Origin of the sequence: Microbacterium sp. LMI1-1-1.1, from assembly GCF_040815675.1 — a bacterium.
Classification (GTDB): Bacteria; Actinomycetota; Actinomycetes; order Actinomycetales; family Microbacteriaceae; genus Microbacterium.
The window spans coordinates 25825-38876 of record NZ_JBFPNN010000011.1; the positions used below are offsets into that span (position 1 = coordinate 25825).

14 protein-coding genes are annotated in these 13052 nt (G+C 70.5%); 5 read left to right on the forward strand and 9 right to left on the reverse strand.

The features are described 5' to 3' along the window. Positions 1-70: 70 nt before the first annotated feature. The 5 genes from MRBLMI1_RS15785 to MRBLMI1_RS15805 form a co-directional block, all read right to left on the reverse strand. A complete protein-coding gene (locus tag MRBLMI1_RS15785; protein ID WP_367734440.1) occupies positions 71-1618 on the reverse strand; it encodes a GMC oxidoreductase in 1548 nt (515 codons plus the stop codon). Next, positions 1615-2409: a TIM barrel protein gene (locus tag MRBLMI1_RS15790; RefSeq protein ID WP_367734441.1), complete on the reverse strand. Its 795-nt coding sequence runs from the start codon at positions 2407-2409 to the stop codon at positions 1615-1617. The genes MRBLMI1_RS15785 and MRBLMI1_RS15790 overlap by 4 nt, the downstream gene beginning before the upstream one ends. Before the next feature lie 73 nt (positions 2410-2482). Then, positions 2483-3319 carry a carbohydrate ABC transporter permease gene (locus tag MRBLMI1_RS15795; RefSeq protein ID WP_367734442.1) on the reverse strand — a complete coding sequence of 279 codons (837 nt, stop codon included), beginning with the start codon at positions 3317-3319 and terminating at the stop codon, positions 2483-2485. 1 nt (position 3320) lies between these two features. Continuing rightward, positions 3321-4295: a carbohydrate ABC transporter permease gene (locus MRBLMI1_RS15800; RefSeq protein WP_367734443.1), complete on the reverse strand. Its 975-nt coding sequence runs from the start codon at positions 4293-4295 to the stop codon at positions 3321-3323. Between the two features lie 69 nt (positions 4296-4364). Then, positions 4365-5660 carry an ABC transporter substrate-binding protein gene (locus tag MRBLMI1_RS15805; protein WP_367734444.1) on the reverse strand — a complete coding sequence of 432 codons (1296 nt, stop codon included), beginning with the start codon at positions 5658-5660 and terminating at the stop codon, positions 4365-4367. A 227-nt stretch (positions 5661-5887) separates the two neighbouring features. Here MRBLMI1_RS15805 and MRBLMI1_RS15810 point away from each other — a divergent pair, with 227 nt between their 5' ends. Further along, positions 5888-6826: a LysR family transcriptional regulator gene (locus MRBLMI1_RS15810; RefSeq protein ID WP_367734462.1), complete on the forward strand. Its 939-nt coding sequence runs from the start codon at positions 5888-5890 to the stop codon at positions 6824-6826. Position 6827: 1 nt separating this feature from the next. Here the strand turns inward: MRBLMI1_RS15810 and MRBLMI1_RS15815 are convergent, their stop codons facing one another. The 3 genes from MRBLMI1_RS15815 to MRBLMI1_RS15825 all read right to left on the reverse strand — a co-directional run bounded on the left by MRBLMI1_RS15815 (position 6828) and on the right by MRBLMI1_RS15825 (position 9776). Then, positions 6828-8306, reverse strand: a complete 1479-nt coding sequence (locus MRBLMI1_RS15815; protein WP_367734445.1) for a C-glycoside deglycosidase beta subunit domain-containing protein — start codon at positions 8304-8306, stop codon at positions 6828-6830. Between the two features lie 60 nt (positions 8307-8366). Continuing rightward, the gene (locus tag MRBLMI1_RS15820; protein ID WP_367734447.1) at positions 8367-8519 is read right to left on the reverse strand and encodes a hypothetical protein; all 153 of its coding nucleotides are present in this window, start codon (positions 8517-8519) and stop codon (positions 8367-8369) included. 81 nt (positions 8520-8600) lie between these two features. Further along, the gene (locus MRBLMI1_RS15825; RefSeq protein ID WP_367734449.1) at positions 8601-9776 is read right to left on the reverse strand and encodes a 4-hydroxybenzoate 3-monooxygenase; all 1176 of its coding nucleotides are present in this window, start codon (positions 9774-9776) and stop codon (positions 8601-8603) included. A 278-nt stretch (positions 9777-10054) separates the two neighbouring features. Here MRBLMI1_RS15825 and MRBLMI1_RS15830 point away from each other — a divergent pair, with 278 nt between their 5' ends. Both MRBLMI1_RS15830 and MRBLMI1_RS15835 read left to right on the forward strand, forming a co-directional pair. After that, a complete protein-coding gene (locus MRBLMI1_RS15830; protein WP_367734450.1) occupies positions 10055-10471 on the forward strand; it encodes an ATP-dependent DNA ligase in 417 nt (138 codons plus the stop codon). Between the two features lie 55 nt (positions 10472-10526). After that, the gene (locus tag MRBLMI1_RS15835) at positions 10527-11222 is read left to right on the forward strand and encodes an SGNH/GDSL hydrolase family protein (RefSeq protein WP_367734453.1); all 696 of its coding nucleotides are present in this window, start codon (positions 10527-10529) and stop codon (positions 11220-11222) included. A 12-nt stretch (positions 11223-11234) separates the two neighbouring features. Here the strand turns inward: MRBLMI1_RS15835 and MRBLMI1_RS15840 are convergent, their stop codons facing one another. Continuing rightward, positions 11235-11543, reverse strand: coding sequence for a hypothetical protein (locus tag MRBLMI1_RS15840; RefSeq protein WP_367734454.1), 309 nt, complete (start codon positions 11541-11543; stop codon positions 11235-11237). Positions 11544-11664: 121 nt separating this feature from the next. Between MRBLMI1_RS15840 and MRBLMI1_RS15845 the strand changes: the two genes are divergently transcribed. Both MRBLMI1_RS15845 and MRBLMI1_RS15850 read left to right on the forward strand, forming a co-directional pair. Further along, positions 11665-12609 (forward strand): helix-turn-helix transcriptional regulator, encoded by a 945-nt coding sequence (locus tag MRBLMI1_RS15845; RefSeq protein ID WP_367734455.1) that lies wholly within the window; start codon positions 11665-11667, stop codon positions 12607-12609. A 148-nt stretch (positions 12610-12757) separates the two neighbouring features. Continuing rightward, positions 12758-13052 (forward strand): Asp23/Gls24 family envelope stress response protein (locus MRBLMI1_RS15850; RefSeq protein ID WP_367734457.1); only part of this gene is annotated, 295 nt, incomplete at its 3' end.

Sequence of the window (13052 nt, forward strand, 5' to 3'; positions counted from 1 at the left end):
CGGCCGGAGCCGCAGACCTCTTTGTCTTGATTCCTACATACTAATGTCTGATTCCTGCGTAAGCAAGGAATCAGACGAGGGATGCCGCAGCCTCGGCGCCGTCGCGGACGAGCTCGGCCGCGATCCGGCGCGCGCCGCGGACGGCGAGCGCCACCGACGTCAGAGTCGGGTTGCAGGCGGTCGCCGTGGGGATGACCCCGTTGCCGGCGACGACGAGGCCCGGGACGCCCCAGACCTCACTGTGGGTGTCGCACACGCTGGTCCCGTCGTCGACGAGGCCCATCCGCGTGGAGCCCTGATAGTGCAGGGACGAACCCAGCGGCAGCGTGAACGGACGGCTGTCGAGGGGGTCCCCGACGGCCGCGCCGAGGCGCACGATCTCCTGCCGGGCCCGCTCGATCACCTCGTGGTCGCGGGCCGTCAGCGTGTAGTGGATGCGGGGAGCCGGCATCCCGTAGCCGTCGACGTGCGCGTCGTCGAACACGACGCGGTCGTCGGCCTGCACGTCCTTGGCGCAGAACAGCCCGAGCCCCACGATGGACCCCGGCACGACCGGATCGTCCTCGGCGAGGGGGATGGGTGACGCGTCCAGCTGCATGATCTGCCCGTGGAACGGCACATCGTCGGTGAACGGCACCCAGCTGACGCCGCTGTACTCGGCGAGCCCCGTCGCGGGCGCATCGGCGCCGAGCGGCGGCATGTCGCGCAGGCGCGCGGCGAACACCACCTGCGCCTGGTCGTTGAGGTAGCGCCCGAGCGCCGGCGGGCGCACCCCCGACGCCCACAGCAGCTGCGGCGTACGCAGGGCGTCGGCCGCCACCACGACGAACCGGGCGGCGACCTCGTGCGTGACGCCCGAGCGCACGTCGCGCACGATCACGCCGGCGGCACGCCCGTCGCGGAGCACGACCGACGTCACGAGCGCCTCGTCGAAGAGGCGGAACCCGGGGTTCTCCCGGGTGACGTCGCCGAGCACGACGTCCGACCCCGACCACACCAGTCGACCGTCGTCACGACGGTGGGCGGCCAGCGGCATGCGCTGCACCCGGGTGGCATCCATCCGTCCCTCGTCCACGGCGGCGGCCAGCCGCTCGCGCACGATGGCCCCGAAGGGAGCGGCGTCGAACGCGTCGGTGCGCACGCCCAGCAGGCGCTCCCCCTCGTCGAGCAGCTCGTCGAGGTCTTGTAGGAAATCGATGCGCTCGGTGCCGTTCGGCCGCGGGCACGCGCCCGTCCAGTGGGCGGCCATCCCGCCGACGTTGCTGGACATCGCCGCGACCGGCATCCCGTCCTCGCCGTCGAAGGCGTACCCCTCCTCGAGCAGGAAGGTGCCGGGGCGCGCCCCGCGGACGCCCGCCTTGGCGGCACCGGGGTTCGCGACCTTCTCGCCGCGTTCGCCCGGACCCTCCGACGCCGCCTGCGCACGAGCACGCTCAGCGGGGTCGGCGATGTTCTTCACGTGGGCGCCGGGCGGGTCCGAGACGGTGGGTCCGACCTCGAACATCGCGATCGTGACACCGGGGGCCTGCTCCGACAGGACGCGCGCGTACGCGGCCCCGGTCGGGCCGCTGCCGACGACGACGACGTCGGCGGCTGCGGGGAAGGAGCGGGCGCTCATGCCGCCCGCGCGATCTCGACCACGTGGGCGACGGAGGCCTCCGACGCGGTGGTCGGGTAGTACTCCAGGCCCACCGGCCCGCCGTAGCCGCTGGCGCGGAGGAGGCCGAAGCGCTCGGCCCAGTCCAGCTCGCCCGTGCCGGGCTCGCCGCGACCGGGGGCGTCGGCGAGCTGCACGTAGTGGACGAGGTCGCCGGCGTTCTCGAGCTCGACCCGCATGTCCTCGCCCTCGACGGCCGAGTGGTAGATGTCGTACAGGATCCCGAACTGCGGCGAGGCCACGCCCCGCGCGACGTAGACGGCCTCCGCGGTCCGGTCCAGCAGGGAGCCGGGGTGGTCGACACGGACGTTCACGGGCTCCAGCACCAGGCCGACGCCGGAGCCGTCGATCTGCGCGATCGCCTTGCGGTAGATCTCGACGAGCTTGTCGAGCTGGACCTGGCGCTTCCACCCGCCGAAGCCGGTGCCGCTGCCGACGACGATTCGGGGGCAGCCGAGGTCCTGCGCGATCGCCACCCCCTCGTCGAGCTTGCGGAAGAACTCGGAGTGGTCCCACGGCGGGATCATGAACTGCGTCCGCGGCTCAGCCAGCTGCGCGGTCAACTGCACGCCGGTCTCCTGGAGCGCTGCTTTGAGCGCCGGCAGGTCCTTCGGGGCGGCGGGGGCGTCGACGCCGGTCGGACCCCACATCTCCACGGCGTCGAAGCCCGCCGCCGCGGCCGCGCGGACGCGGTCCTGGTAGTCGCCGGCCTCGGTGAAGAGCAGTTCGATGTTGGGTGCGAGGTGGTACACGGGGTGTCCTTTCGAAGACGCGGGCGCGACGACCGGCGGATGCCGCCCGATGCGGCATCCCGGGAGGGTTCGCTCAGCCTTTGAGGCCGCCGGCGAAACCCTGGATGAAGCGCTTTTGGGCGAAGAGGTAGAACGCGAGGATGGGGATCATCGAGACGATGACGATGGCGAAGATCTGGTTCCAGGCCGAGACCAGCGAGCCGATGTAGTAGTACATGGCGACCGGGAGGGTCTGGTTCGCGGAGCCGCCGAGGAAGATCAGCGACGTGAAGAAGTCGTTCCAGACGATGAGTCCGGCGAGGATCGCGACCGTCCCCGTCGCCGGCGACATCAGCGGCAGCACGATGCGGAAGAAGATCTGCGTGCGCGAGGCGCCGTCGATCGTCGCGGCCTCCTCGTACTCGGTGCCGAGCCCGCGGAAGAAGCCCGCGTAGAGGAAGATCGACAGCGGCAGCAGCATGCCGGTGTAGAGCACGATCATTCCCCAGGCGGAGCCGGTCAGACCCAGCGCGCGGGCGCCGATGTAGAGGGGCACCGTGCCCAGCTGCGTCGGCAGCACGATCGCGACGAGGAAGAGGTAGTAGACGACGCGGCTCCACCGACGGGTGCTGCGGGCGATCACGTACCCGGTGAGCGACCCCAGCAGGACGAGCAGCACGATGCTGCCGGCCGTGATGATGATGCTGTTGATCAGGCCCATCACGACGTTGGAGTTGCCTGTCGCGGTGAGCACCTTCACGAAATTGCCGAAGTCGGGCGCCGTGGGCGGTGCGAGCGTCGACGAGGTGATGACCTCGCGGTCGGACTTCAGCGCCGTCGTGACGAGGAAGTAGAAGGGGAGCAGGAAGACCAGCGCGGCGACCCAGAACAGGAACTCGCGGAGCCCGGTGAGCTTGGTGTAGCGGAACACGTCAGTCCTCCTTGCTGCGGCCGGCGGTGACGCGCTGCTGCACGACGGCGAAGGCCAGGATGATGAGGGTCAGCAGCAGCGCCAGGGCGGCGCCGTAGCCGAAGTTGCCGAGCGCGAAGGACTGCTTGTAGACCTGCGTCGCGAGCGTCTCGGTCGCCGCCGCCGGACCGCCGCCCGTCAGGGCCATGATCTGGTCGAAGACGCGGAGTCCGTTGACCAGACCCAGCGTCGTCGCGATGGCCACGGCGGGGCGGATGGAGGGCAGCGTCACGTGCCGGAAACGCTGCCAGAGGGAGGCCCCGTCGATCGCGGCGGCCTCCTCGATCTCGACCGGCACGGCGGCGAGGCCGGCCATGTAGATCACCATGGCGAAGCCGATGTTCTGCCACACCAGGACGACGAGGATCGTCCAGATCGCCCAGGTGGGGTCGGCGATCCAGGCCCGGGCCACCGTGTCGAGGCCCAGCCCGCGCAGGATCAGGTTGAGCGGGCCGTTGAAGTCGAAGATGAACTTCCAGATGTACGACGTCGCGAGCGGGCTCAGCACCACCGGCATGAAGAAGAGCGTCCGCAGGATGTACCGGCTCTTCAACCCGCGGTTGAGGCCGAGCGCCACCCCCAGGCCGAGGATGTTGCTGAGGATCACGGAGCCGAACGCGAGGAAGAGCGTGTTCCAGAGGGCGCCGAGCTTGGTCGGGTCCTGGAAGATGCGCACGAAGTTGTCGAGCCCGACGAGCTCGAACGCCCCGATGCCGGTCCAGTTCGTGAAGGAGAAGAAGCCGCCGATGCTGGTGGCGACGTAGTGGATGCCGACGACGAAGAGGATGCCGGGCAGCGCCCACCACCAGTACCCGAACTTGAGCAGGCCCTTTCGCCGGGGCGCGGGCACCGGGTGTCGGCGTCCCGCGCGACGGGGCAGGACCACACGCTCGGTCTCTGTGGCGGCGACCTCGCCGGCTCGGAAGGTGGTGCTCATCAGGTCCTCGTCATCCTCGATGGGTGCGGGTCCGCCGCCCGGGCCGGTCGGCCCGGGCGGCGGGATCGCTCAGTCGGTCCAGGCGGCATCCATGTTCTGCAGCACCTGGTCGATGCTGGTCTGGCCGGTCAGCAAGCCCTGGACGCCCACCTGCAGCGCCTCGTACACGGCCGGGTTCGGCCAGACGTTGTTCGGCAGCGTCGTGTACGAGCCGTTGGTGATGTCCGTCACGACCTCGGAGTAGATGGTGTCGCTCAGGTCGAGGTTCTTGTACTCCGAGATGGGGAGCAGGCCGGATGCCTCGTAGTACTTCTCCTGCGCCTCCGGCGTCGCCATCCACTCGACGAAGGCCGTCGCGGCGTCCTTCTTCGTCGACTTCGCGTTGATCGAGATCGTGTAATTCGAGCTCGCGAGGACGTAGGGCTTGCCGCCGTCCGCGGCGGGGAAGGGCTGGACCTTGAAGTCCGCCTCCGCGGGCGCCGCCGCGGCGATCTCGACCGCCGAGCCGGACGGGATGAAGCTGCCCACGGACGTGCCCTGCGCGAGACCGTTCGTGATGGCGTCGAAGCCGCCGCCCTCGGCGCCCGGCTGGAAGCAGCCGCGGTCCTTGAGGTCGACGATGGTCTGCAGGGTGTCGGCCCAGCCCTCGCTCTCGGCGAAGGTCGTCGAGCCGTCCGCACGCTCGGTGTTGAACTCCGGGTCCTCCGCGTAGACGCGGGTCGCGGCGATGCCCTGGGCGGTCAGACCGGCGTTGGGGCCGGCGGCACCGGCGAGCGCGATCATGGACTTGCCGTCGCCGGCGAGCTTCTCGCAGTCGGCGTAGAAGTCGTCCATCGTGGTCGGCCAGGTCGTGATGCCGTTCATGCCCGCGGTGCCCATGCTCGCGACGACGGCGCCGATGGTGAAGTCGAGCGGCTGGCCGTAGGTCTCGCCGTCGACCTCGAACAGCGTCTCGCTGCCCGACGGGACGAGCGAGGCGGCGGTCTCGCCGAGCGGCTCGAGGAAACCGGCCTCGGCGAGGGGGACGAGCCCGCGAGCGTCGCCCGAGCCCGGGGTGGTCTGCACGACGTCCGAGGCGTTGCCCGCCTGGAACTGCGTGCGGATCGTCTCTCCGTACTTGTCGTTGGGCGTGGGGTTGGTGGTGATGGTGACGCCGGGGTTGGCCGCCATGTACTCCTTGGCCAGCGTCTCGTAGGGGCTCTCCAGGTTGTTGGAGGTGGCGAACGTGAAGGTGAAGGAGTCGGCGTCACCGCCGGCGTCACCGGTGGAGCCGGAACCGGAGCAGCCCGCGAGGACGAGGGCGGCGGTGGCGGGAAGAGCGAGAAGACCTGTGAACCGCGTGACGCGGCGACGGCGCTGAGTCATGGCCAGCCTTTCTGACGACGTTGTCGGCGAGCCCTTCGGTGGGAGCGCCTGTGCTGTGTGACTCAGTATCCGCGCGATGCGCCGGAAAAGCACATAAGTCTTCGCGATGTGGGGCATAAGGCGCGCCCGCTGTCGCCGCATCGCCCGCGGATATACCTCCTAGCCGGGTCATAGATCACGTTGATACAGTCGGGGAACAGCTTTCCCGAGCGAAGGATCACGACGTGGTGACCGATCATGCGGTGCTCTCGCGCCTCGACCTCAACCTGCTGGTGGCGCTCGACGCGCTCCTGACCGAGCGCAGCGTGACCCGCGCGGCCGACCGCCTGCACCTCAGTCAGCCCGCGCTCAGCGCCTCGCTCTCGCGCCTGCGCGCGCACTTCGACGACCAGATCCTCGCGCGGCGGGGGAACACGTACGAGTTGACCCCGTTCGCCATCCGCCTCACCGAGCACACGACCACGGCGCTGGAGGCGGCGCGCCGCGTCTTCGAGAGCCAGGCCTCCTGGTCGCCCGCGGAGTCGACGCGCGAGTTCTCGATCTACGGCTCGGACTACGGCTTCGTCACGGTGGGGACGATCGTGTCGCAGCTGGCGGCGGAGCGGGCGCCCGGCGTGCGGTTCCGGTACATGCTCCACAACCCCGGCATCGTCGAAGACGCCGCCACCCGCCTGCGCTCCGCCGACGGGATGGTCATCCCGCACGGGCCCGTGTCGGGCCTGCCCTATCTCGACCTGTGGCAGGACGACTGGCTCGCGGTGGTCTCCGAGGACAACGACGAGGTCGGCGAGGCGCTCACCATGCAGAACCTCGCCGACCTCCCCTGGGTGCTGACCTTCCAGTCCCGGTCGGCCTTCACCTCGGCCGCGCGGCAGGTGCAGCAGCTCGGCGTCGAGCCCCACATCGAGGTCGTGCTCGAGAGCTTCCTGTCGGTGGGACACTTCGTCAGCGGCACGCGTCGCGTCGGGCTCGTGCAGTCCGCCCTCGCCCCGCACCTGCTGCGGATCGGCGGCATCCGCGTCGTGCCGCTGCCGTTCGCGGCCACGCCCCTCGTGAGCGCGCTGTGGTGGCATCCGTCCCACGCCCGGGACCCCGAGCATGAATGGATGCGGGGGCTCTTCGCCGAGGCGGGCCGGATCATCGCCGCCGGCCACGCCCCGGCCTGACTCACACCGCGGGGGCGACCGCCCGCATCGCTGCGCGGATGAGGTCGTGCTGCCGGCGCACGAGCAGCAGCGGATCGACCTCGCCGAGCTCGGCGAAGGCGTGGCCCTCCCACTCGCTCGACCAGAAGCCCTGATACCCGCCCTCCACGAACACGCGCACGAGCTCCGGGTAGTCGATCGCCGGCTCCTGGCCGTCGTCGTCGATGTCGTAGAACTTCGCGTGCACGTGGAGGATCTGCGGCATGATGTCGGCCCACTCCCGCGGGTCGACGTGCCCGTGCATGTTGAACGCGAGGTGCGCGAAGGCGCCCAGCCGGCCCGGGTCGAAGCCGCGTCCGCGCAGATACGCGATGAACTCCTGCTGACGCGCCTGCATGGCGGCATCCGTCGCCCAGATCTCTTGCAGACGCGCGACGGCCTCCTCGTCCAGCCCCGCCCGCCGCACGGCGCGCAGCAGGGTCGGTGACATCGCGTGCATCGTCGACGAGAAGTCGGCCACGAACCCGAGGAGCGGCGAGTCGAGCTCCGCGTACGTCTCGCGGACCCGCAGGATCGGATCGGCGTTCGGCCCCATAGGCGCATGGATCTCGTACGCCAGCTTCAGCTCGAGGTCCTCGGCGACGGGCAGGAGCCGGCGCAGCAGGTCGGGCTTGGCGCTCTGGATCCGCACGAGCGGGAAGCCGAGCCTCTTGGCGCCCTCGAACATCAGCTTCGAGAAGGCGAACTCCTCGTCCGGGGTCATGTCGCGATCCCGGCGGCGCCCCATGTCGAGGTTGGCGCCGAACGAGCTGGCGACGAAGCCGTGACGGTCGAACGCCGCGCGCCACGTGTCCGCGAAGGCGTCCGAGACGACGGGGTAGGTGGGCAGGACCTGGGATGCCACGATCTCGATCCCGGGCCCGATGCCCAGTTCCGCGACCCGGTCGAGCAGCCCGTCGAAGCCGTACCAGCCGGCTCGGAACTCGGCGCTGGCCGAGTACAGGGTCAGCCCCAGCTGGAACGGGTCCCCGTCGGCGGCCGGCGGTGGCGGGGCGACGTCGTGCACGAGTGCGGGAGGCGCGGCATCCGTCCCGACCACCGTCAGCGCGCGCGCGTCGTGCACGACGTTGGGCACGTACATCCCCGGCCCGCCGTCCTGTCCCGGCGCGATCTGCATGTAGGGCAGGCGCAGCTCGCCGTGCAGCACGATCTCGTACGTCTCGCCGAGCGCGACGGGCACAGGCCGGCGGACCACCAGCAGCGGGTGCTCCTGCAGGTACCAGAGCGTCTCGCTCTGCGCGGGCAGCTCCGCGAGCCCGTAGGAGTTGTCGCCGAGCTGGAAGCGCACGTCCGCGGCATCCACCTGTTCCCCGTCGACGGTGAGCGCGAGCGTCGTCACCGACGACAGCCACAGACTGCGGTACCAGGGGATCGTCAGGCGAAGCGCGAGCCCGTCGGGGTGCGGGCGCAGGCTGTCGTCGTGGATGAGTCCGTTGGGCATGGGTGTCTCCTAGATCCGGTCGGCGGGGTCGACATGGATGCCGTCGAGGAACGCCGGACGCTACCCGGGCAGCTCGCCGACGCCGTAGCGGAAGGGAGCCCCGGACGCCTCAGGTGCGAGGGTGACGCTCTTCGTGAGGAACACGGTGATCTCGTCGCCCTCGCGCACGTTCCGGAAGCCGACGGACTGGATGAGGTCTCTCTCGAGAAGCATCGTCGCTCACTCTCTCTGTGTCGCGTCCGACGCTACCCGCCTTCTGCCTCATTCAGACATAAGAGGTCGTGATGCCGTGCATCACGCGTCCAGCGGCCAGCCGCAGTAGCCCTCCGAGAGGTAGGCGCGACCCGCGGCGGACTCGACGAGGCTGCGCAGCTCGCCCCGCTGCCGGCCGCGGTCGAACCCCGACGCGTCCGGGGCGGTGTGCAGCATCGTCGTCATCCACCAGGAGAAGTGCTGCGCCTTCCAGATGCGGCGCAGCGCCCGCTCCGAGTAGGTGTCGATGAGGCGCTCGTCGCCGTCGAGGAGCAGCGCCGCGAGGGCGTCGGCGAGCAGACGGACATCGGCGATCGCGAGGTTCATGCCCTTCGCCCCCGTCGGGGGCACGGTGTGGGCCGCGTCGCCGACGAGGGCGACGCGGTCGCGGCGGAGCTCGCCCGCGACGAAGCTGCGGAAGCGCAGGACGTCGCGCTGGAAGATCGGACCCGTCTGCAGGACCGTGCCCGGGACGCGCTTCTGCAGCTCGCCCCAGATCTCGTCCTCCGTCAGCGCGGCGGTGTCCGTGTCGGGATCGCACTGGAAGTACATGCGCTGGACGGCCGGCGAGCGCTGGCTGACGAGCGCGAAGCCGTCGGGCGAGTTGCTGTAGATCAGCTCGTCGGCGCTCGGGGGCGCCTCGCACAGGATCCCGAACCAGGCGAACGGGTACTCCCGGAAGTATCCGTTCTGATGGTCGCCGGTCACGGCCGAGCGCACGACGCTGCGCGATCCGTCGGACCCCACGACGAAGTCCGCCTCGATCTCGACGGCGACGCCGTCCGCGTCACGGGCGTGGACGCGCGGCCGGTCCCCGCCGTCGACGCCCTCGACGTCCACGCCGAACCGCAGGTCCTGTCCGCCGGCGAGGCGCGCGGCCACGAGGTCCCTGAGCACCTCGTGCTGCGGATACAGCCACACGGCGCGCCCCACGGACGCGGCGAAGTCGATGCGGTGCTGCTCCCCCTCGACGTGCAGCTCGATGCCATCGTGGCGGCGACCGACGGTTCGCGCCCGCGAGAATTCGCCAATCGTGTCCAACAGCTCGACCGTGCCCTGTTCCAGGATGCCGGCGCGGATCGTGCTCTCGATCTCGTCGCGCGAGCGCTTGTCCAGCACGATCGAGTCCACGCCTGCCCGGTCCAGCAGGTGGGACAGCATCAGTCCGGCGGGGCCGGCACCCACGATGGCGACGCGGGTACGGACGGTAGGGGTCATGGCGTCTCCTTCGACGACGGGTCGGGACGATGCTGACGGATGAAGCTCCCCCGGGCGGCACGATTCCCGATGATCGAGATCGAACCGCGCCATCAGCGCGGCCCCTCGTGCGCCCGTGACCTCCTCCCACCCGGCCTGGGAACGCAACTCCTGTGCTCATTCGGCGCACCTCTTGCCGCGGGCCGCTCGGCCGAGGACCCTGGGAACACGATGACCGTCGGCGACGTCTTCGCCGTCCCCTCCGGGACACGTCGCCACGGCATCCTGGGGAGGCCCGCATGGGGAAGTTCATCGTGGAGACGCTGGTCAGGGTCGAGTTCGAGGACCGATTGCTGAGTCACCTCGAACGCGTGATCACGACGAAGCTGAGACGGAACGAGTCGTTCACGTTCAGCTGGAAGGACGACATCAGCATCGGCGGCGGGCGGACGACGATCTGGCTGCATCCCAACTCGAACATCCTCTACAAGTTCCACGGCTCACGGACGCCGCACATCAACCGCGCCTGGGTGCAGGCCCTGACGCTGACGGCGGCGGGGCCGCAGGGCCTCCACGTCGTCCCCGAGCCCGCCGACACCTGGCCGGAAGCGGAGACGCGGGAGCCCATGACATTCCAGATGGCGCCGGATGCCGAGCAGCACCTTCCCTCCCACGGGCCCGTCATCGTCGCGTCGGAGAAGCCCGCAGACGGCTGAGACCCGTCCCTCCCGATCGACCCCGGGCCCCGGGGGCGCGGTCGAGAATGGTCGTATGCGCCGCGTCCGGACAGTCCTGCTCGCCTCGGCGCTCGCCGCGGTCCTCACCGCGTGCGCCCCGACGACGGCGTCGCCGCCGCCGGTGGAGGCCGCGGGCGACGACCGCCCCGTCGTCGCCTTCTACGGGGACTCCTACACCCGCGGCACGGGGGCCTCGTCGCCGGACCTCCGCTGGTCGACGATCATCTGCACCGATCGCGGGTGGACCGAGATCAACCGCAGCGAGAACGGGCTCGGCTTCGTGAACCGGCGGGACCGCATGGGGGCCGGCCTCGACGACATCCCCGCGCAGATCATCGCCGACGACCCGGACATCGTCTTCGTGACGATGGGCCTGAACGACAACTTCAGCTACGACGCCGCCGCGGATCGGATCCGCGCGACGATCGACCGCGACCTCACCCGGCTCGACACGGAGCTCCCCGACGCACGCATCATCGTCGTCGAGCCGTTCTGGTACACGGCGGAACGACCCGCGTCGGTCGACGTCATCATCGGATGGGTCCGGGACGCGGCCGCCCGGATCGACGCCGACTGGATCCCGGGTGCCAGCCGGTGGCTCGACGGGCACTACGCGGGCTCGCCCGAGGACTGGATCGCCGCGGACGGCCTGCACCCGAACGACGCGGGCTATGCCGAGTTCGCGACCCGGATGGATGCCGCCCTCCGCGCGCTCGACCCCCCGCTCTAGCCCCGCGGGGTCTCAGCCGGCGTTGCTCCGTCGCGAGTCGTCGTCGCTGCGCAAGGAGGCCATCCGCTCACGGAGGTTCTGGACGGTCGCGCCCTCGGCGGAGAGGCTGGGGTTCGGCTCCCCCGGAAGGGCGACGATGCCGAGCGCCACGGCGGGTCCGAGCGACAGACGCGCCTCGGTGGCTACGCCCTCGATGACGACGGGGAGGCGGACGACGTCCCACCCGCCGCGGAACATGAGGGCGGCAGCATAGTCCATGACCGCTTCGGCGACGGCACGCGAGGTCCAGAGCTGCTGTCCGCCGTACATGATCTCGTACATCTTTCCTCCGTCCGAGAGCATCGCTCGCCGCGCGGCGGCCGAGCGGACGTTCGCGTCATCTGCACCGATCTCAGCGCGGAACGGATATCCCCGGACCGGCCGAACCGCGCAGTGTGGACGCATGCAGCGCCCGGAACGCACCCGGTTCCGCACCACGGATCCCGCCGAGGCCACCGCTGCCGCGCGGGCGGCCCTCGGCGGCGGGTCGTTCACCGGGGTGGAGGACAGATTGCCGTTCGCGCAGACGGCGGTCAGCTTCCAGGGCGTCGTCGAGGGGCGAATGGAGATCGGTGCGCAGGCGAGCGCCTATCTCGCGGACGGGTATCCCGTTCCTTTCCTCATGATGGTCCGGTCGGGGGGAATGAGCGTCCGACAGGGGGCGACGCCCGTCGGCCCGCCCGTCCTGACGCCCGGCTCCGCCGCGCTGCTCGCCCCCGATCGCGCCACGTGGGCGGAGCTCCACCACCCCGATCTCGACTTCCTGCAGATGGGGGGCGAGGAGCTCGAGCGCGTCGCACGGGAGGCCTTCCCCGAGGCCCGCCGCGTCGTCTTCGGCCGCACCTCGCCGAGATCCCCCGCCGCGACGACCGCCGTCCTCCACACCGCCCGGGCGGTCCGCCTCGTGCTGGCCTCCGACGACCTCAGCGCGTCGCCTCTGATCGTCGAGTCCACCTTGCGCCATCTCTCCGCGGTCGTGCTCGACGCGTTCGGAGCCGCGCCGTCCATCCCCGACCGCCACCGCGGTTCGAGCGCCGTGGAACGAGCGGTGCGCTTCATCGAGGCGAACATCACCCGGCCCCTCACTGTGCACGACATCGCCGCAGCGGCGGGAGTCAGCGTGCGGACCCTGCAGCAGATGTTCCGCGCCGAGCGCGAAGTGACCCCCCATGCGTACCTCGCGCGGGCGCGCCTGCACGCCGTGCGGCTCGCACTGCTGCGCGCCGACGCCGGCCACGACACCGTCGCAGTGATCGCACGCACGTGGGGGTTCCGCGGGCTGGGGCGCTTCGCCGCCGCGTACCGCGAGGCGTTCGGGGAGAACCCCTCGGCGACGCTGCGACGCTGAGCATCGCCAGGTGTATGTAGCCGAATACACATTCGGTCAGTGATCCGCAATCCCCGCGTGACGAAAGTTGGACCCGGTACGTCTTAGGTCTGTAGGCGATCACCGCCTCCCCCGGACCGTCCGGGGACCAGCTTGAAAGGAACCCGAGATGGCTACCGACACCACCACCCCCACCCCCCAGTCCGGTTCGCGCGTGAACCGCCCCACCCGCGGCTCGGAGGCCCCTGCCGCCGGCAAGACGACGATCGCTGATGGTGTGGTGGGCAAGGTCGCGGGTATCGCGGCGCGTGAGGTCTCGGGCGTGTACGCCCTGGGCGGCGGCGGTGCCCGTGCCCTGGGTGCGATCCGCGATGCGATCAACGCCACCGACCTGACCCAGGGTGTGAAGGTCGAAGTCGGCGAGACCCAGGCCGCGGCCGATGTGACGATCGTGGTCGAGTACG